This is a genomic window from Pollutimonas rozaliensis, from assembly GCF_048751585.1.
GTDB lineage: Bacteria > Pseudomonadota > Gammaproteobacteria > Burkholderiales > Burkholderiaceae_B.
Genome location: NZ_JAZHOB010000002.1, coordinates 342,693 through 360,362, shown reverse-complemented (window position 1 = coordinate 360,362; position 17,670 = coordinate 342,693). Strand labels below are relative to the sequence as shown.

The 17,670-nt window shown below is 60.5% G+C and carries 17 protein-coding genes; 9 read left to right on the top strand and 8 right to left on the bottom strand.

All coding sequences use genetic code 11. From position 1 onward, the window contains the following. The first annotated feature begins 64 nt into the window (after positions 1-64). The 4 genes from V0R37_RS04925 to V0R37_RS04910 all read left to right on the top strand — a co-directional run bounded on the left by V0R37_RS04925 (position 65) and on the right by V0R37_RS04910 (position 3,897). A complete protein-coding gene (locus tag V0R37_RS04925) occupies positions 65-937 on the top strand; it encodes a LysR family transcriptional regulator (RefSeq protein WP_420373432.1) in 873 nt (290 codons plus the stop codon). 156 nt (positions 938-1,093) lie between these two features. Then, on the top strand, positions 1,094-1,882 hold the full coding sequence (locus V0R37_RS04920; protein WP_420373431.1) for an aldolase: 789 nt from the start codon (positions 1,094-1,096) through the stop codon (positions 1,880-1,882). Positions 1,883-1,927: 45 nt separating this feature from the next. Beyond that, positions 1,928-3,274, top strand: a complete 1,347-nt coding sequence (locus V0R37_RS04915) for an MFS transporter (RefSeq protein WP_420373430.1) — start codon at positions 1,928-1,930, stop codon at positions 3,272-3,274. After that, on the top strand, positions 3,271-3,897 hold the full coding sequence (locus V0R37_RS04910) for a 2-hydroxychromene-2-carboxylate isomerase (protein ID WP_420373429.1): 627 nt from the start codon (positions 3,271-3,273) through the stop codon (positions 3,895-3,897). Before V0R37_RS04915 ends, V0R37_RS04910 begins: the two co-directional genes overlap by 4 nt. On the opposite strand, the gene acuI is transcribed toward V0R37_RS04910, so the two are convergent. Together acuI and V0R37_RS04900 are read right to left on the bottom strand one after the other, a co-directional pair. Then, complete coding sequence (gene acuI, locus V0R37_RS04905) at positions 3,892-4,878, bottom strand: acrylyl-CoA reductase (NADPH) (RefSeq protein WP_420373428.1); 987 nt, start codon at positions 4,876-4,878, stop codon at positions 3,892-3,894. The genes V0R37_RS04910 and acuI overlap by 6 nt on opposite strands. 115 nt (positions 4,879-4,993) lie before the next feature. Further along, positions 4,994-5,449, bottom strand: a complete 456-nt coding sequence (locus V0R37_RS04900; RefSeq protein WP_420373427.1) for a MarR family winged helix-turn-helix transcriptional regulator — start codon at positions 5,447-5,449, stop codon at positions 4,994-4,996. 58 nt (positions 5,450-5,507) lie between these two features. Between V0R37_RS04900 and V0R37_RS04895 the strand changes: the two genes are divergently transcribed. Next, positions 5,508-6,044, top strand: coding sequence for a PaaI family thioesterase (locus tag V0R37_RS04895; RefSeq protein ID WP_420373426.1), 537 nt, complete (start codon positions 5,508-5,510; stop codon positions 6,042-6,044). Between the two features lie 138 nt (positions 6,045-6,182). Here V0R37_RS04895 and glmS read toward each other — a convergent pair whose 3' ends face one another. Beyond that, on the bottom strand, positions 6,183-8,015 hold the full coding sequence (gene glmS / locus V0R37_RS04890; RefSeq protein WP_420373425.1) for a glutamine--fructose-6-phosphate transaminase (isomerizing): 1,833 nt from the start codon (positions 8,013-8,015) through the stop codon (positions 6,183-6,185). Positions 8,016-8,164: 149 nt separating this feature from the next. Between glmS and V0R37_RS04885 the strand changes: the two genes are divergently transcribed. Then, complete coding sequence (locus V0R37_RS04885; RefSeq protein WP_420373424.1) at positions 8,165-8,656, top strand: Lrp/AsnC family transcriptional regulator; 492 nt, start codon at positions 8,165-8,167, stop codon at positions 8,654-8,656. Here V0R37_RS04885 and V0R37_RS04880 read toward each other — a convergent pair. The 4 genes from V0R37_RS04880 to V0R37_RS04865 form a co-directional block, all read right to left on the bottom strand. Continuing rightward, positions 8,653-9,729, bottom strand: a complete 1,077-nt coding sequence (locus tag V0R37_RS04880; RefSeq protein WP_420373423.1) for a glycosyltransferase family 4 protein — start codon at positions 9,727-9,729, stop codon at positions 8,653-8,655. The two genes, V0R37_RS04885 and V0R37_RS04880, sit on opposite strands and share 4 nt — an antisense overlap. A gap of 4 nt (positions 9,730-9,733) precedes the next feature. Next, positions 9,734-11,119 (bottom strand): MFS transporter, encoded by a 1,386-nt coding sequence (locus V0R37_RS04875; protein WP_420373422.1) that lies wholly within the window; start codon positions 11,117-11,119, stop codon positions 9,734-9,736. 2 nt (positions 11,120-11,121) lie between these two features. Continuing rightward, positions 11,122-12,489, bottom strand: coding sequence for a bifunctional UDP-N-acetylglucosamine diphosphorylase/glucosamine-1-phosphate N-acetyltransferase GlmU (gene glmU / locus V0R37_RS04870; RefSeq protein ID WP_420373421.1), 1,368 nt, complete (start codon positions 12,487-12,489; stop codon positions 11,122-11,124). 104 nt (positions 12,490-12,593) lie between these two features. After that, complete coding sequence (locus V0R37_RS04865) at positions 12,594-13,307, bottom strand: PhaM family polyhydroxyalkanoate granule multifunctional regulatory protein (protein WP_420373420.1); 714 nt, start codon at positions 13,305-13,307, stop codon at positions 12,594-12,596. Positions 13,308-13,453: 146 nt separating this feature from the next. Between V0R37_RS04865 and V0R37_RS04860 the strand changes: the two genes are divergently transcribed. After that, positions 13,454-13,672: a DUF3717 domain-containing protein gene (locus V0R37_RS04860; protein WP_420373419.1), complete on the top strand. Its 219-nt coding sequence runs from the start codon at positions 13,454-13,456 to the stop codon at positions 13,670-13,672. Between the two features lie 60 nt (positions 13,673-13,732). Here the strand turns inward: V0R37_RS04860 and V0R37_RS04855 are convergent, their stop codons facing one another. After that, positions 13,733-14,566 (bottom strand): NUDIX hydrolase, encoded by an 834-nt coding sequence (locus V0R37_RS04855; protein ID WP_420373418.1) that lies wholly within the window; start codon positions 14,564-14,566, stop codon positions 13,733-13,735. Between the two features lie 258 nt (positions 14,567-14,824). Between V0R37_RS04855 and coxB the strand changes: the two genes are divergently transcribed. Together coxB and ctaD are read left to right on the top strand one after the other, a co-directional pair. Continuing rightward, the gene (gene coxB, locus V0R37_RS04850) at positions 14,825-15,985 is read left to right on the top strand and encodes a cytochrome c oxidase subunit II (RefSeq protein WP_420373417.1); all 1,161 of its coding nucleotides are present in this window, start codon (positions 14,825-14,827) and stop codon (positions 15,983-15,985) included. Between the two features lie 86 nt (positions 15,986-16,071). Next, positions 16,072-17,670, top strand: a complete 1,599-nt coding sequence (gene ctaD, locus V0R37_RS04845) for a cytochrome c oxidase subunit I (RefSeq protein ID WP_420373416.1) — start codon at positions 16,072-16,074, stop codon at positions 17,668-17,670.

Sequence of the window (17,670 nt, the reverse complement as noted above, 5' to 3'; positions counted from 1 at the left end):
GCAAGGCCTTCGCAGCACACAGTTATATCATAGGCAGTCGCGCCAACTTCCCGCCCTTCCCCCCATGGACCCACTCGATCGTCAGCTACGCTACTTTCTTAAAATCGCCGAACTTTCATCCCTGTCGAAGGCCGCCGAGGAGCTTGACGTAAGCCAGTCCGGCCTGAGCCGCCAACTGGCCAGCCTGGAAGCCTTTCTGGGGCAGGCTTTGTTTACGCGCACGGGCAGGGGCGTGACGCTGACCGAAGCGGGCAAGCGGCTGCAGCAAGGCACGGAGCAACACTATGCTCAGATCGATGCTGCGCTGGAGGCCGCCAGGATCACCGAAGGCGGGCAGGAAGGCAGTTTGCGCGTAGCCACCATTCACACCTTAAGCCATTATTTCGCCAATCTGCTGACCAAGTTCGTCAGCCAGCACCGCCGCGTCAATCTGTCCGTCATGGCGCGCAGCTCGCCCGATGTGGTCGAACTGGTGGAAAAAGGAAAGGCCGACATCGGCTTTGTCTATGACTCGGCCGTAGCATCCGAAACGCTCACCTCGGTCACGCTGTTCGATGACAAGATGTGCTTCATTGTGCAGAAGGGGCACTACCCCGCCGACGCACGCATCAACTTGCATGATGCTGAAATCGCACTGGTCGCTTTTCCGGAAGACTATGCCTTGCGCCGCATGCTCAAAAGCGCCGACCTGGACGACGTGGTCGTGGCCGAGGCCAATACCATCGATGCCATGCTGCAACTGGTGTCGCTGGGCATCGGCGGCTGTATCTTGCCCGAACACACTCCCTCGGGACTGCTGGACGATCACGGCCTGACCAAGCTGCCTTTGGCCGAACCGCTATTGCAGCGCCGGGTGGTGGCCATTGTGCGCAATACCGGCACGGTACCATCGTTGGCCCAGCAACTGCTCGAGATGGCCGCGGGTTTTACCCGATAAAATCAACGGCTCTGGCCGCATCGCCGCGGGGCCTTCCCGCATAACTGCTATGAGCGCTGCTTCATGGTTCTTTGCCGTTGGTATTCCTAGAATTGATCCATATCAATATTTGCCCAGATTGGGTCAAGTTGATGATATCCAGCATGGGAATACATTATGAATGCACCACTACGAGCAAAAGAGTATTTTGACGAACGCGCCACGTCTGAAATGAAGCAGCATTTCAAACCTGTGCAGCGCAACGTCCAGGAGAGCCTGGCATACACCTGTCGCATCCTGGCCGCCACAGGCCAGGAGGCCGGCCTGGCGGGACAGATCAGCGCACGATCCGAACGGCCGGGCGCGTACTGGACGCTCCGATTTGGCCTGGGCTTTGACGAAGCCACGCCCGACGATTTCATCGAAGTGGGGCCCGATCTGGAAACCCTGACCGGACAAGGCATGGCCAACCCGGCCACGCGCTTTCACCTGTGGGTTTACAAAGAGCGCCAGGACGTGAATGCCATTGTGCATGCGCATTCGCCGTGGGTCTCGGCCCTGGCCGCCGCACGGCAGCCCCTGGTCATCTCGCAAATGGACATGACCCCTTTTCATGACGACTGCGCCTTCCTGGCAGACTGGCCGGGGGTGCCCATCGCCGACCAGGAAGGGGTGCTGATCTCTGAAGCCCTGGGCGGCAAGCGCTCCATTATTCTGGCGCATCACGGCTACCTGACCGCGGGCAACACGGTCGAAGAGGCCACGTACCTGTCCGTGTACCTGGAACGCGCCGCACGCATGCAAACGCGCGCCCGTGTCTACGGCCCCTTGACGCCGGTGGCGGATGATCTGGCCAGAGAAGCCCATGACTATCTGCTGAAACCATCCATCGTCAAAGGCACCTTCGATTATTGGTGCCGGCAAGTCGACAGCGGCAAGCCGATGGCGGACAGCGCCACCCGGTAATCCCTTACACACAACAACCATTACATCCAGCCCCTGGAGGAGATCATGTCTTCTATACACACCCGGTCCTCTGCGACCACGCATGGCACACGCTCACGCCGGCAATACGTCACCGCCGGCGTGGCCAGCATGATGGGCACCACCATCGAGTGGTATGACTTTTTTCTTTACGGCACCGCCGCCGCGCTGATTTTCAACAAGATATTCTTTCCCGAGTTCGACCCGCTGATGGGCACGCTGGCGGCCTTCGCCACCTATTCTGTCGGTTTCTTTGCACGTCCCTTGGGCGGCATCATCTTTGGTCACTTTGGCGACAAGGTGGGCCGCAAGTCCATGCTGCTGATCACACTGGTCATGATGGGGGTGCCGACCATACTGATCGGGTTGATCCCCTCGTACGACACCATCGGCTATTGGGCCGCTGTGTTGCTGGTCCTCATGCGCTTCCTGCAAGGCATTGCAGTCGGCGGCGAATGGGGCGGCGCGGTATTGATGGCCGTTGAACACGCCCCCGAAGGCAAGAAAGGCTTCTTTGGCAGCCTGCCTCAGGCAGGCGTCGCACCCGGGCTGATTCTTTCATCGCTGGCCATGGGCGCCGTCGCCAGCATGCCCGACGAAGCCATGCTGGCTTGGGGCTGGCGCATTCCCTTCCTGGCCAGCGTCGTCCTGCTGGCGGTGGGCTGGTTCATCCGCATCAAGGTCGCCGAATCTCCCGACTTCGAAGCCATGGAGCAAGCCGGCAAGAAGGCGGACGTGCCCATCCTGACCGTCCTGAAGCAACACCCCAAAGACGTCTTGCTGGTGGTCGGCGCACGCCTGGCCGAAGTGACCTGGTTCTATACCGTCGTGACCTTCGCCCTGGCCTATGCCACCGGCACGCTGGGCGTTGAAAAAACCATCATGCTCGACGCCATCATCTGGGGCGCGTTGCTGGCCTTCTTTACCATGCCCCTGTTCGGCATGCTGGGCGATCGCATCGGCCACAAGTGGGTCTTCATGCTGGGCGCCATCGGCATCGGCCTGTTCAGCTCCTACTTCTTCGATCTGCTGGGCACGCGCCAGGAAACCTGGATCACGGTCGCCATGGTCGTGGCGGTGGGCGTGGTTTATGCCTGTCTGTACGGCCCTGAAGGCATCCTGTTCTCGAACCAGTTCCCTTCCGAAGTCCGCTACAGCGGCATATCACTGGCCGTGCAAGTGTCCGGCGCAATCGGCGGCGGCATGGCGCCCATCGTCGCCACCTGGCTATTGGCCGCTGGCGATGGCAGCCCGCACTACATCGTCTGGTACCTGACCGGCCTGGGTGTGATTGCCTTCCTTAGCGCCTGGCGCATGCGCTCCAGCCCGCCGTTGCTGCACCACACAGCGAAGCTGGCAGGGCAACACGCATGAGCATCATTGACTACTACTTCTGGATCAACTCGGACTGGGCCTACCTGGGGGCCGACCGTCTGGAAGCGATCGCTGTCCGCTGCAACGCGACGATCCGCTACAAGCCGGTCGACCTCCTGGACGTATATGCGCGCACCGGCGGAATCCCGCTGGGCCAGCGCGCCCCCGAGCGGCGGGCCTACCGCGAGGCGGAGCTGAAACGCTGGATGCAGCGGCTGAACATGCCCCTTAACATCACGCCCCGCTATATGTGTCCCAACGGCGACCTGGCGTCACGCTTCACCATCGCGGCTGATCAACTGGGCTTGAATGTGGCCGCGCTGTACAAGGCCATACTGGAAGCCGAATGGTGCAAGGAGCAAGACATCTCTGACGCGAAGGTTCTGCTAGCCGTCGCGGCAACGCTGGACTTGCCGGGCGACCGCATCATGCAAGGCGCATTGGCGGATGAGATCAATGCCTTGTACCGGCAATACACCGACGAGGCCGTGGCGCAAGGCGTCTTCGGCTCGCCCACCTATGTGTTCAACGGGGAACTGTTCTGGGGTCAGGATAGACTTGAGTTTCTGGAAGTAGCGGTGGCGGCCGCACCCTCGCCAGTCCGTTCCTTGTGCCAATCATAGATTCACGTCAACCACGGTACGCCCCCGGACCTTGCCTGCAAGGACATCGCCGGCGACACGAGGCACGTCCGCCAGTCCGACCTCTTGCGTGCTGCGGGCGAGCTTGTCCAGATCCAGGTCGCGGGCAAGACGCGACCACGCCTGCAATCGCACCTCCCGCGGCGCGTTGACCGAATCGATGCCAGCGAGCGTCACGTTGCGCAGGATGAAGGGCAGCACCGACGCGGGAAGATCCGCACCTTGCGCGAGTCCGAAGGCCGCGACTACGCCGCGATATCGGGTCTGCGCCAAAACGTTGGCCAGCGTATGGCTGCCAACGGAATCTATGGCACCGGCCCATTGTTCGGAAGCGATAGGCTGGCCCGGCTCGGACAGTGTGCAGCGATCGATGATTTCCGCTGCGCCCAGCGCGTGCAGGTAATCGGCCTCTTCAAGACGGCCGGTCGATGCGATCACCCGATAGCCCAGCTTCGATAGCAGCGCGATCGCCACCGATCCGGCGCCGCCGTTGGCGCCGGTCACCAGAATGTCGCCACGGTCGGGGGTGATGCCGCCATGTTCCAGGGCCAGCACGCTCAGCATCGCAGTGTAGCCAGCGGTGCCGATAGCCATGGCATCGCGGGTCGAGAACACATCGGGAATCTTGACCAGCCAATCGCCCTTGACCCTCGCCTTCTGCGCAAAGCCGCCGTGGTGGGTATGGCTCAGTTCCCACCCATTGGCGACCACACGATCGCCAACAGCGAAGTCTGCATGCGAGGACGCTTCGACGACACCCGCGAAGTCGATGCCGGGGACCAAAGGAAACTTGCGAATGACCGGTCCACGGCCGGTGACCGCCATTGCGTCCTTGTAGTTCACCGTCGAGTATTCGACCGCGACAGTGACGTCGCCCTGCATGAGGTCTCGCTCATCGAGCGTCACAATCTCTGTCGAAATTTTTTCGGCGGTCTTGGTTGCCAGCAATGCTTTGAATGTCATGATTCTCTCCTTGTTTACGTTCAAGTAGGTATTCCAGCGGAACCCCAGCTTGTGGACTGAAAACCTCCACAGCGCCGAGGGGGACCGAAGTGGCTGCGTGTCGGGGATGGCGGCATCACTCGCTCGATGGCTCGTCAGGATGGCTATCAAGGCATTCAATGCAGGCATCGAGCAGATCGTGCAAGGCGGCGACCCGCTCTACACCCAAGCGCTCGTTGAGGGCCGTTTGCGCCGTTTGCCATGCACGCTGTCCTTCGGCTTGTTTCATACGCCCCGTCTCGGTTGCTTCGACCAGACGACTGCGTGCATCCTTGCCCGCGCCGGTCTCCAACAACCCCTGCGCGGCCAGCGGCTGCAGGTTGCGCGTCAAGGTCGACGCATCCATCCGCATGTGTCTGGCCAGATCGACCGGTTGAATAGGGCCCAGCCGCACGACATACGACAGCAATGCGTATTGCGTATTCTTGAGCCCCGTCTGGGCGACATAGTCATCGTAATGACGCGTCACCATGCGCGTAAGCTGGCGAAGTTTCAGGTTGGTGCAACCCTGCGGCTTGCTTGAGTTTTTCATGTAGTATATTGTACCTACAACTATTGTATATACAACTTTAATAGAACGGGAATGGCTAATGGACGTTGATCAGGTGGTGGCGCGCTGGGTAGCGGACGAAAAACACGTTCGAGCGAGATGGAGCGCGTCTGATACTGAGCCCAAAGCACAGATGTTTGGACTCTCGGGCATGCAGGTGCTTGACGCGATCTTCTCCGGCAAGCTGCCGCCACCGCCCATGGGCGACACGCTCGATTTCGTCCCGATTCACATTGAACCGGGTGCCGCGGTCTTCCAGGGCCGGCCGCAGCGCCGGCACTACAACCCACTGGGCACCGTGCACGGCGGTTGGTTCGCCACACTGCTCGACTCCGCCATGGGCTGTGCGGTGCATTCGACGTTGCCCGCCGGCAAAGGCTACACCACCTTGGAGCTCAAGGTAAACATGGTTCGCTCGCTGAATGACGGGGTACCGCTGGTACGCGCCGAGGGCAAGGTGATCCACGCAGGGCGGCAGGTGGCGACGGCCGAGGGCCGCCTCGTCGGCCCGGACGGCAAGCTGTATGCGCATGCCACTACGACATGCCTGATCTTCGAGCATTCCGCGGCAGCTTAACCGTGCAAGGCTGATTCAGTGGGACTCTTGCATCTTCGATGCCTGGCCGAACTCGTATTCCGTACGTATTGCTCAAAGAAAATAGAAATCAACACACTCTATTTTCAATCTTCACAACCCGTACAAAGAAGCCCCCTATCACTCCACCGTCACGCTCTTGGCCAGGTTCCTGGGCTTGTCCACATCCGTTCCCCTTGCACACGCGGTGTGATACGCCAGCAGTTGCAGCGGTATCGTATGCAAAATCGGCGACAGTTTGCCGTAGTTTTCAGGCATGCGAATCACATGAATCCCGTTGCTGTTCACAATCTTGGTGTCGGCATCGGCGAACACGTATAGCTCGCCGCCGCGGGCGTGCACTTCCTGCATGTTGGACTTCAGTTTTTCCAGCAGCTCGTCATGCGGTGCAATGGTCACCACGGGCATGGCCTCGGTCACCAGAGCCAGCGGGCCGTGCTTCAGCTCGCCGGCGGGGTAGGCCTCGGCGTGGATGTAGCTGATTTCCTTCAGCTTCAGTGCGCCTTCCAGGGCGATGGGGTAATGCATGCCGCGGCCCAGGAACAGGGCGTTTTCCTTGCTGGCAAAGCGGTCGGCCCAGGCCATGATCTGCGGTTCCAGCGCCAGTACGGCGCCTATGGCAACCGGCAGGTGGCGCAGGGACTTCAGCATTTCGGCTTCGCGCTCGTCGCTTAGCTGTCCCTTGGTTTGCGCCAATGCCAGCGTCAACAGGCATAGCGCCGTCAATTGGGTGGTAAAGGCTTTGGTGGATGCCACGCCGATTTCAACACCGGCCCGGGTGATGTAGTTGAGCTTGCATTCGCGCACCATGGCGCTGGTCGACACATTGCATATGGTCAGCGTATTTTGCATGCCCAGGCTGCGGGCGTGCTTCAGGGCGGCCAGGGTATCGGCCGTTTCACCCGACTGCGATATCGTAACGACCAGGGTGCGCGGATTGGGAACGCTGTCGCGATAGCGGTATTCGCTGGCGATCTCGACATTCACAGGGATCTTGGCGATGGATTCTATCCAGTAGCGCGCGGTCAGGCCGGCGTAATAGCTGGTGCCGCAGGCCAGGATCAGGACGTTGTCGATCTCCTTGAATATCTTGTAGGCGCCGTCGCCGAACAGTTCCGGTGTGATGCTTTCGATGTCCTGCAAGGTATCGCCCACGGCGCGGGGCTGCTCGAAGATTTCCTTCTGCATGTAGTGGCGATAGGGGCCGAGCTCGGCGGCGCCGGTATGCACTTGCACGGTATGTACGTCGCGCTCGACCGGACGTCCGTCGATGTCCACCACCCAGACCCGCGCAAGTTGCAGGTCGACGACATCGCCGTCTTCCAGGTACATGATCTGGTCGGTGGTGCCGGCCAGCGCCAACGCGTCGGATGCCAGGAAGTTTTCGTTATCGCCGCGCCCCACCACCAGCGGCGAGCCATGACGGGCGCCGACGACGCGATGCGGCTCGTCGCGGCAGAATACGGCAATAGCATAAGCGCCGGTCAAGCGGCGGGTGGCCTGTTGCACGGCCTCGAACAGGTCGCCGGCATACATATGATCGACAAGGTGAGCCACCACTTCGGTATCGGTCTGGCTTTCAAAGACGTAGCCGGCCGCCTGCAACTCGGCGCGCAGCTCGTCGTGATTTTCAATGATGCCGTTATGCACCAGCGCGATCCGCGCAGCGCCTTTGCCCTGGCCGGAAAAGTGGGGATGCGCGTTGTGCGTGGCCGGCGCGCCATGGGTGGCCCAACGGGTGTGGGCAATGCCGGTGAAGCCTTGGATATTTTCCTTGGCAACCTGGGCGACCAGCTCGGCAACGCGCTCTGTGCTGCGCGCTCGGCGCAATTCGCCATCGGCGTGAACCGCAACGCCGCAAGAGTCGTAACCCCGGTATTCCAGGCGTTTAAGCCCTTCCAGAAGAATGGGGGTGATGTCGCGTTGCGCTACAGCGCCAACTATGCCGCACATGGAGTTGCTCCTGCAAATTTAAGAGATAGGCTATTGTGCGCAAGTTATCAAGAAATATGATTTCTTATTTAACTTAAATATGATATTTTATTTCTGTGTCAAATAATGACGCAATTTTATTTCATTTATATGGATAAATAGGAATAAATATGAATACCGAGGCACTTACTGAGCTGGATGAACTCGATCTACGCATACTCGAGCAGATGCAGGCCGACAGCTCACTGACCAATCAGGATCTGGCTCGGCGTGTGCATGCATCCGCCCCTACTTGTTTGCGCCGAGTGCGGCGGCTGATCGACGAAGGCGTTATCGAAAAGCAGGTTGCCATCGTTAATCCGGCGAAAGTGGGCAGCACGCTGACCGCCATCATCGAAATCACCCTGGATGTACAAACCGCCGAGCGCATGCATGCCTTCGAGGCGGCTCTGGCGGATGAGCCCGCCGTGCTGCAATGCTACCGGGTGTCGCCGGGGCCGGACTTTGTCGTCGTCGCGCAAGTGGCCGACATGCCGGCCTACCATGCCATGGCTCACCGAGTCTTTACATCGCAGGCCAATGTGCGCAATGTGCGCAGCTTCTTTTCCATGCATCGCAGCAAGTTCGAAACCCGCATAGCCTTGACGGCCAAGCCCGCCTAGGCGGCGTGCATGCCGCCATCCAGCAACTGTTCGTACAGGGCCAGATAGGCTGCGGCCATACCCTTGGCATCGTGCTTGCGCAACACATAGTCGCGCGCCCTTTCCACCATGGCCGCACGCAAGCCCCGATCGGCAAGCGCCCGGTCCATGGCTTGCGCCAAGGCCTCGTGATCGCCCACCGCGCATAACAGCCCCCGTCCTTCAGCCAGGCTTTCTTTCAGGCCGCCCGCCTCTGTCGCCACCACGGGCACCGAATACAGGAAAGCGTCCAGCACGCTGGTTCCCAGCGCCTCGTGGCGAGAGCTCAGTACGAACACGTCCATCAGCCGGTAAAGGTCATCGATGCCGGGCTGGAAGCCCGCAAATACATAATGCTGTTCCAGGCCCAGCTCGCGCACCAGCGCGCGCGCCGGTGCTTCGGCATCGCCGCCGGCTCCCAGGTGCAGGAATACAAAGTCATCGCGCCGCCGATGCAAGCCGTGTACAGCACGCACCAAGGTGCAAGGGTCTTTCTCCGTGGTCAGCGCGGCAGCCGTGGCCAGTACGTGCTTGCCGGATAGATTGAATTCCTGCGCGAAGGCATTGACATGCGCCTGATCCACCGGCTTGGCTTCAATGGCGCTGGGAATGACGCATACCGGCACACCCAGACGCCGCGGCTCGTCCGCCGCCGCCTGGCTGATGGCGATCAGCGCATCCGCCCGCCGCCACTTCCATGCCGTTCTGCGCTCTTTGCGTGCCGGCACGGGAAATGCCGTGCGCCGGGTGAACACCACACGGGCGCCGCCCAGCCAGCGCCTGAATAAGGCCAGCCAGGTCATCATATTGGCTGTCTGTGCATGCAGAATGTCGTAGCGGCGTCCTTTGCGCATCAGAAATCCGCTGACGCCCGCCGCCGTCGCATATTCATATACCGTAAAACCTTCCTGCCTGGCTTGCATCGCCAGCTCGCCGCCGGCGCGCGCCAGCAGCGATACCGTGTGACCTGCCGTCCGGAAGTGCCGCATGGACAGCAGTGTTTGCCTTTCGCCGCCGCGCCAACCGCGCTCGAAGTTCAGTTGCAGGATATCCATGCGCCTAGAGATCCAGATCGGCGGCGGGGCTGAAAAAGTGCCGTACGATATTGATGCCCATGGCAACCAGCGCGCAGGATATTCCCGCCACCACACCCAGCGTGGCGCCATGAGCGGCGCTTAAAGTAAAAGCCACCCCCACCAGCGCCGTGCCGAAGCTCTGGCCGAACACACGGGTTGTGGCCTGCATGCCGCCGGCGGCCCCGCTGCGATGCCGCGGAGCGCCAGCCAGCAAGGCCCTGTTGTTGGGTGTCTGGAAAAAGCCGAAGCCCACGCCACCCAGCAACATGCCCGCCATGGACCAGACAAAGGCCGCGTCTATCGGCAGCAGTATCAGCCACAACATCCCCAGGGCCATGCAAGCCGCGCCCAAGCCGCAAAGCACCGCGATTGAATGACGGGTGGACAAATGGCCTGCCAAAGGAGCCATGACGGCGACTCCCACCGACCAGGCACCGAGCAAGATGCCCACATCTCCGTAGGAATAGCCCATGACTTGCTTGAAGTAGAACGGCATCGCAACAAAGGCCGACATTTGCGCGGCAAAAGAAAAGGCCGATGCGCCAACCGCATAAGCGATAGGCGTGATACGCAGCAAATCGATGGGCACAATGGGCGCGACCTGGTCGCGCGAACGGCGCACCAGAACCCAGCCAGCCAAGGCCGCCACCAGCAGGCATAGGGCCGCACGCGCCGGATCCTTGACTACAGCGTCCAGCCCGACAATGGACAAGCCGAATACCGGCACGCTTAATACGCAAGCCACCCAATCGAAGCGCCCGCGGCTGCGCGGCACATCGGGCAGGAATCGGATGCCGAAATAGGTGCCGATGCAAATGGGTATATTGACCAGGAAGATCCAGTGCCAGGATGCCAATTGCAAGATGAAGGCCCCTATGGTGGGGCCCAGAACCGCCATCAACCCCACTGTCATGGCATTAAGGCTTATCCCCATGCCCAGCTTGTTCAAGGGATATATATTGCGCACCAGCCCGCCGAACAGACACATCAGCATGGCCGAGCCCAAACCCTGAGCCATGCGGGATAGCAGCAAGCCAAGCAAAGACTCCGATGCGGCCGAGGCCAGCGAAGCCAGCATGAACAGCGTCATGCCGATGGCGAACATGCGCCGGAAGCCGATGCGCTCGGCCACCGCCGACAAAGGCAGCAGGGAAACGACAACGATCAGGTTGTACGCAATGACGACCCAAACCACATCGGCCGGGTTGATGGACAAGGCATGCGCGATGGCGGGCAAAGCCACATTGGCCATCGAGGCATCGAACACCGTAATGGTGATCGCCAAAAGCAAGGTCAGGGTGGCCCAATGCCGCCTGGGTGTTTCCAGACCGTCGGCCAGTGGCGCTGCCTTGCTTGCTGTTTCAATCACGTTCAGGCTTTCTTGCTGGGACGTTTCCAGGATTCTATGGTTTTCTGAACCGAGCGGGACAAAGTCAGCTTGTCGGCCGGCGCGTCTTTGGTCAGCGTCGTGCCGGCCCCCAGCGTGGCGCCGCGCCCCACCCGGACCGGCGCCACCAGTTGGCTGTCGGAGCCGATGAAGGCGTCGTCTTCTATGACGGTCTGGAACTTGTTGACGCCATCGTAATTGCAGGTAATGGTGCCCGCGCCGATATTCACGCGCTCGCCCACCTGGGCATCGCCAATGTAGGCCAGATGGTTGGCCTTGGAACCGCGGCCCAGCGTGCTTTTCTTGATTTCGACGAAATTGCCCACATGGGCCTGCGGCCCGATATCCGCCCCGGGGCGCAAGCGCGCGTAGGGTCCGATGCGCGCTTCGTCGGCCACCCGCGCCTGCTGCACATGGCTGTATGCGTCGATATGCGTACCCGCGCCGATAATGGCGTCCTTGATGACGCAATGCGGTCCGATGCGCACGCCGTCAGCCAGTTCGACTCGGCCTTCGAACACGCAGCCCACATCGATGAATACGTCGCGGCCGCAGATCAGTTCGCCGCGCAAATCGAACCTGGCCGGATCGGCAAGGGTCACGCCCTGCTCCAGCAAGCGGCGCGCCTGTTCGCCCTGCCAGTCGCGTTCCAGCTGCGCCTGCTGAACCCGGCTGTTGACCCCCAGCGTCTCCCACGAGGCCGATGGCTGCGCCGCGTGCACCGGCAAGCCGTCGCTGACCGACAGGCCGACCACATCGGTCAGGTAGTATTCGCCCTGGGCATTGTTATTGTCTATGCGCGACAACCAATCTTTGAGCCGGCTGGTGGGCGCCGCCAGGATGCCGGTGTTCACTTCAGTGATGGCGCGTTCGTCGTCCGTGGCGTCTTTATGCTCGACGATGCGCTGCACCTGGCCCGAGCCGTCGCGCACGATGCGGCCATATCCGCTTGGATCGCTTAGATTCTCGGTAAGCACGGCCATGCCGCCTGCCCGCGCATCCAGCAGGCCTTGCAGCGTTGCGGCCTGTACCAAAGGCACGTCGCCATAAAGGACCAGTGTGGCGCTGTCGTCGCCATCCTGCAGCAAGGGCACCGCCTGCTGCACTGCATGCCCCGTTCCATATTGCGGGCTTTGCAGGGCGAACTGTATGTCGTCCTGACCGGCAAAGGCCTGCTTGACGCGGTCGGCGCCATGCCCCACCACCACCACGATACGATCAGGTCCAAGCTTGCGTGCATTGTCCAGCACATGCGCCAGCATGGGTTTGCCCGCCAAAGGATGCAAGACCTTGGGCAGGTCGGATTGCATGCGCTTGCCGAGGCCGGCAGCCAAAATAACGATGTTCAACATGAAAGTACTTGATGGATGCATGTAAGAGTCAGAATACCCGGAAAGCCGAAATGATACACAGGCGTTCCAGACAAGAGTCAAAGCGCCTGCATGCGCCGTACCCGCTAGCGATCGTCTTTACGCGAAGCCGGAGCGCGGCGGCGCGGCCGGGCGGCTGCCTTTCCGGCTGATTTGGCCGGCGCAGCCGCGCTTTTCCTTGTGGCTTTGCGCGCCGTGCCGGCGGCTTTGCCCATTGTCGAGTTGGAAGAAACGCTGGTGGCTGACTGCCGGGCAGCCTCGGCCGCCGCTTCCGCCCCTTGCAAGGTGGCGCTGGTTGCCGCCGCAAGAGAGTCGAACTGTTTTTGCAGCATATCCCACCAGCCTTGCGCGGCAGCCGTCGCCTGCGCCGTATACGCCTCGCCGGCGACGGACGAAGGCTGGTCCGGCGTCTCGGCGGACGCAGTTGCCGGTTTAATGCCCAGCACTTGCTCCAGCGGCGAAGGCCCTCCAGTCGGGGAACCGCCTGCCGCCCCGCCCATGAAAGACTTGAGCGTGGAAATCGTGGCGCGCTGTACCTCCAGCCCCTGTATTGTGCTGGACAACATAGCCTGGTTCATGCGCAGCCAGTTCTCGACTGCCCGCAGATCGGCAATACGCCGATCCAGCTCTTCCAGCGAGGCCGGCGCAGCCATGGCCGCCTGATCCAAGCCGGCCGAGCCTGCCAGCCCCTGCCAGGCCTGCCGCATCATTTCCAGGCTGGCCATCAGCGGGTTGCCGGCCATGTCGCCGGTTTGCCCAAACCCCGGCAAGACAAAGGGATTATGATTTTGAGTAGTCATGGCGGCTCCTGGACGGAATCGTTGTGGATACGCGGCAGCCGGAAAGGCGCCGCAAGATGTACCGATAGCTTAAACTGAAGCCGTGCAGCCGTCTAATGGCCGGCCGCCTTTGCCACGATGTCCCATCACGCTTACACCTGGCGCACATGAAAACACTGTGTACTCTTGCCGACATGGAAGCCGCGATCAATTACTGGCGATCGAAGTCGCCCTCGGTGGGCGAAGAACTGGCGCTATGCCCGCAGGCCTCGGCGTTGGCCGAACCCTATGCGCTGATGATCATGGACAGGAAACGCGAAATCGCCCTGGAAACCCTGGACGAAAAAGCACGCAAGGCCCTGCTTGGCTGGCAGGAAAGCCTGTAGCCGGCCACGCTAATAGTTGACACTAATAAATAAGAAATAGAACAAGCGGCCGGACCCGGCTTACAGAATCAGCCCTTCGCGGATCCTTTTCTGCAGGCCTTCCAGGATGACCAATTCGGCTTCCCGAGTGAATTCGTCCGCCTGGACCATGGACCACAGATCGTCGACCGAGACCAGCCTGATCTCGCTGACTTCACCATCCAGATTCCTGGGTGCGACGGATTCGGCCAGCGTGCAATCGCTGACCAATACATCTTCGACCTGGTAGCCTTCCGGCAAGCGCCTGTGCATGCGCAGGATAATCCGCAGGGGCGACCGGCCTTCAATGTCCGCAGGGGCGAGACCCGCTTCCTCGTTGCTTTCCCGCAACAGCGATACATCCAGATTTTCGCCGGCGCCCGCCAGCCCGCCGACCAAGGTGTCCCACATGCCCGGGTCGGTGGATTTATTGGAGGATCGGCGCGCAATCCACAGGCGGCCGTCGGGCGACCATGCATTCAAATGAACTGCTTTGGTCAATAAACCCAAGGGACGGACCGCCGCCCGCTCGATCACGCCCAAGCGGCGCCCTTCGCCGATGACATCGAGCAGTTCGTCGCGCCAGCCGCGCAGGCAACCGGTATCTTTCAATGACACCGCAAGTTGCGCCAACACACTGTTCAACGGTAAACGCTGCGTGGGGGCCGCGGTGACATGCACCGCTTCGGGTTCGATATGCACGCCGGGCAGATCGCACAAGTGACTGGTGGCTTTCGCGGTGATCCAGCCTGCGACCTTGCCTGCGACTGTCAAAGGCCGCGAACCGCCCGGAGGCAATTGCTGGATTCGTTTGGAAAGCAGTTTGTAACGCGTGTCAAGTACTGGCGCCAGCACGCGGGCGTGTGCATCATTCATGCATTAATTGTAGTGTAAGCCGGTCCGATTATGCTGTGTTTTCGGGGCATATGACCACATCGCTGGCATGGGTCCAACCCAGCGGCGCTCTAGTTCGCTATAATTCTGCGGTCTTTAAGTAAATTCGAGCAGGTAGTTAACGGCTTTATTATTTTAAGCCTGCCGTCCAATAATTGTGTGCTCATCCGGCGTTTTTCCGATCAAGATGTTTGACCAGAATCAACGTTTGTTAAGAGCGCGTCGTATTTCGAGGTCAGCATGAAGAAGTTGAGAGGGTTACTGGGCACTGGCGCATTGCTATTGGCGGGCGTTGCCGGTGCACAGGTCAAGGATATGCCCGGAGGCCCCCGAGTCAATCAGCTCAATCTCCACGAAGGGGTCACGCAAATTGCGCAGGACATCATGTGGATACACTGGATGATGTTGATCATCTGTGCGATCATTTTCGTCGGCGTGTTCGGGGTAATGTTCTACTCCATCATCATGCACCGAAAATCGCGCGGCGCGGTTCCCGCAAAATTCCACGAGCATGTCGGCATCGAGATCGCCTGGACCGTCATTCCTTTCCTGATCGTCATCGGCATGGCGCTGCCCGCAACACGCACCGTCGTCGCCATGAAGGACACCTCCAGCTCCGACCTGACCGTCAAAGTGACAGGCTACCAATGGAAATGGGGCTATGAATACATCGACGGCCCGGCGCAAGGCGTCAAGTTCCTGTCCAATCTGGCCACTCCCCGCGAACAGATCGTAGGCACCGCGCCTCGTACCGACCTGTACCTTATGGAAGTCGACAAGCCGCTGGTCGTGCCGGTCAACAAGAAGGTTCGCATCGTCCTGACGGCCAACGACGTTATCCACTCCTGGATGATTCCCGAGTTCGGCGTCAAGCAGGACGCCATGCCCGGCTTCCTGCGCGACACCTGGTTCCGCGCCGAGAAAATCGGCACCTACCGTGGCCAGTGCGCCGAGCTTTGCGGCAAGGACCATGCCTTCATGCCCATCGTGGTCGACGTGGTTTCTCAGGAAGACTACGAAAAATGGGCCGCCGGCGAAAAGAAAGCCCTGGCTTCCGCCGCCGACGATCCCAATAAAGAGTGGACCAAGGACGAACTCGTCACCCGTGGCGAAAAAGTGTTTGCCGCCAATTGCGTGGCTTGCCACCAAGCCAACGGCAAGGGCATTCCCGGCACGTTCCCCGCGCTGGACGGCGACGAAAAATATGTACTCGGTCCCATGAAAGACCAGATTCTCACCGTGCTTAACGGTCATCCCGGAACCGCCATGGCGGCTTTCCGCGACCAGCTGAACGACGTTGAAATCGCCTCCGTCATTACCTACACCCGCAATGCATGGAGCAACGCAGGAAAAGGTCAAGATCCGATAGTTCAACCTGCCAATGTCAAAGCCTTGCGCTAAGCCAGCGGCACGTGTAAAACGAATTTGAATGTTTTTTACCGGGTCGCCGCACAGCGGCTTCCTGGTTGAGTAGGAAGGAGTCCACCATGAGCAGTGTTACTGCCGATCACGTCCCGGCCAGCCACGGTCACGACGACCACGACCACAAGCCGCATGGCTGGCGTCGCTGGCTATTTGCCACCAACCACAAAGATATCGGTACGATGTACCTGATCTTTTCTTTCTGCATGCTGCTGGAAGGCGGCGTGCTGGCCCTGTTGCTGCGAACAGAGTTGTTTTCGCCGGGCCTGCAATTCTTCCAGCCTGAATTGTTCAACCAGTTCACCACCATGCATGGCCTGATCATGATTTTCGGCGCCATCATGCCGGCCTTCGTGGGCTTTGCCAACTGGATGATCCCATTGCAGATCGGCGCGTCCGACATGGCCTTCGCCCGGATGAACAACTTCAGCTTCTGGCTGCTGCCCATCGGCGCGATCCTGTTCACCGTGTCCTTCTTCGTGCCGGGCGGCGCCAACGCGGCCGGCTGGACCATGTACGCCCCGCTGTCGCTGCAAATGGGTCCGGGCATGGACTTCAACATTTTCGCGGTGCACATCCTGGGCGCCTCGTCCATCATGGGCGCCATCAACATCATCGTCACGGTGCTCAATATGCGCGCGCCCGGCATGACCTTGATGAAAATGCCGCTGTTCTGCTGGACCTGGCTGATCACCGCCTACCTGCTGCTGGCCATCATGCCCGTGCTGGCTGCGGCCGTCACCATGCTGCTGACCGACCGCCACTTCGGCACGGCCTTCTTCAATGCGGCCGCCGGCGGCGACCCCGTCCTGTATCAGCACGTGTTCTGGTTCTTCGGCCACCCCGAAGTCTACGTCATGATCCTGCCGGCCTTCGGCATCGTGTCGGCCGTCGTTCCCGCGTTCTCGCGCAAGCCTCTGTTCGGCTACGCCTCCATGGTGTACGCAACCGCCGCGATTGCCATCCTGTCCTTCCTGGTCTGGGCGCACCACATGTTCGCCACCGGCATGCCCGTGACCGGGCAGTTGTATTTCATGTATGCGACCATGCTGATTTCCATCCCGACAGGGGTAAAGGTGTTCAACTGGGTTGCCACGATGTGGCGCGGGTCCCTGACCTTCGAAACGCCCATGCTGTTCGCGATCGGCTTCATCTTCGTGTTCACCATCGGCGGCTTTACCGGCCTGATCCTGGCGGTTGCCCCCATCGACATCGCCGTCCACGACACCTACTACGTGATCGCCCACTTCCACTATGTGATGGTGGCCGGCTCGCTGTTCGGCATGTATGCCGGCGCCTACTACTGGCTGCCTAAATGGACGGGCCGCATGTACGACGAAAAACTGGGCAAATGGCACTTCTGGTCCAGCATGATTTCGTTCAACATCACCTTCTTCCCCATGCACTTCCTGGGCCTGGCCGGCATGCCGCGCCGCTACGCGGATTATGCGGCGCAGTTCACCGACTTCAACGAAATCGCCACCATCGGCGCATTCTGGTTCGGCCTGTCGCAGCTTATTTTCCTGTACCTGGCCCTTAAGGCATGGAACGGCCGCGGCGAACCCGCTCCCGCCAAGCCATGGGAAGGCGCCACCGGGCTGGAATGGTCCGTGCCTTCGCCCGCTCCGTTCCATACCTTCGTTACGCCCCCTGTTGTCAAATAA

Excerpts from the sequence above, each read along its gene's own strand:
- V0R37_RS04925 (WP_420373432.1), top strand. The coding sequence starts at position 65 with ATGGACCCACTCGATCGTCAGCTACGCTACTTTCTTAAAATCGCCGAA.
- V0R37_RS04920 (WP_420373431.1), top strand. The coding sequence starts at position 1,094 with ATGAATGCACCACTACGAGCAAAAGAGTATTTTGACGAACGCGCCACG.
- V0R37_RS04915 (WP_420373430.1), top strand. The coding sequence starts at position 1,928 with ATGTCTTCTATACACACCCGGTCCTCTGCGACCACGCATGGCACACGC.
- V0R37_RS04910 (WP_420373429.1), top strand. The coding sequence starts at position 3,271 with ATGAGCATCATTGACTACTACTTCTGGATCAACTCGGACTGGGCCTAC.
- acuI (WP_420373428.1), bottom strand. The coding sequence starts at position 4,878 with ATGACATTCAAAGCATTGCTGGCAACCAAGACCGCCGAAAAAATTTCG.
- V0R37_RS04900 (WP_420373427.1), bottom strand. The coding sequence starts at position 5,449 with ATGAAAAACTCAAGCAAGCCGCAGGGTTGCACCAACCTGAAACTTCGC.
- V0R37_RS04895 (WP_420373426.1), top strand. The coding sequence starts at position 5,508 with ATGGACGTTGATCAGGTGGTGGCGCGCTGGGTAGCGGACGAAAAACAC.
- glmS (WP_420373425.1), bottom strand. The coding sequence starts at position 8,015 with ATGTGCGGCATAGTTGGCGCTGTAGCGCAACGCGACATCACCCCCATT.
- V0R37_RS04885 (WP_420373424.1), top strand. The coding sequence starts at position 8,165 with ATGAATACCGAGGCACTTACTGAGCTGGATGAACTCGATCTACGCATA.
- V0R37_RS04880 (WP_420373423.1), bottom strand. The coding sequence starts at position 9,729 with ATGGATATCCTGCAACTGAACTTCGAGCGCGGTTGGCGCGGCGGCGAA.
- glmU (WP_420373421.1), bottom strand. The coding sequence starts at position 12,489 with ATGTTGAACATCGTTATTTTGGCTGCCGGCCTCGGCAAGCGCATGCAA.
- V0R37_RS04865 (WP_420373420.1), bottom strand. The coding sequence starts at position 13,307 with ATGACTACTCAAAATCATAATCCCTTTGTCTTGCCGGGGTTTGGGCAA.
- V0R37_RS04860 (WP_420373419.1), top strand. The coding sequence starts at position 13,454 with ATGAAAACACTGTGTACTCTTGCCGACATGGAAGCCGCGATCAATTAC.
- V0R37_RS04855 (WP_420373418.1), bottom strand. The coding sequence starts at position 14,566 with ATGAATGATGCACACGCCCGCGTGCTGGCGCCAGTACTTGACACGCGT.
- coxB (WP_420373417.1), top strand. The coding sequence starts at position 14,825 with ATGAAGAAGTTGAGAGGGTTACTGGGCACTGGCGCATTGCTATTGGCG.
- ctaD (WP_420373416.1), top strand. The coding sequence starts at position 16,072 with ATGAGCAGTGTTACTGCCGATCACGTCCCGGCCAGCCACGGTCACGAC.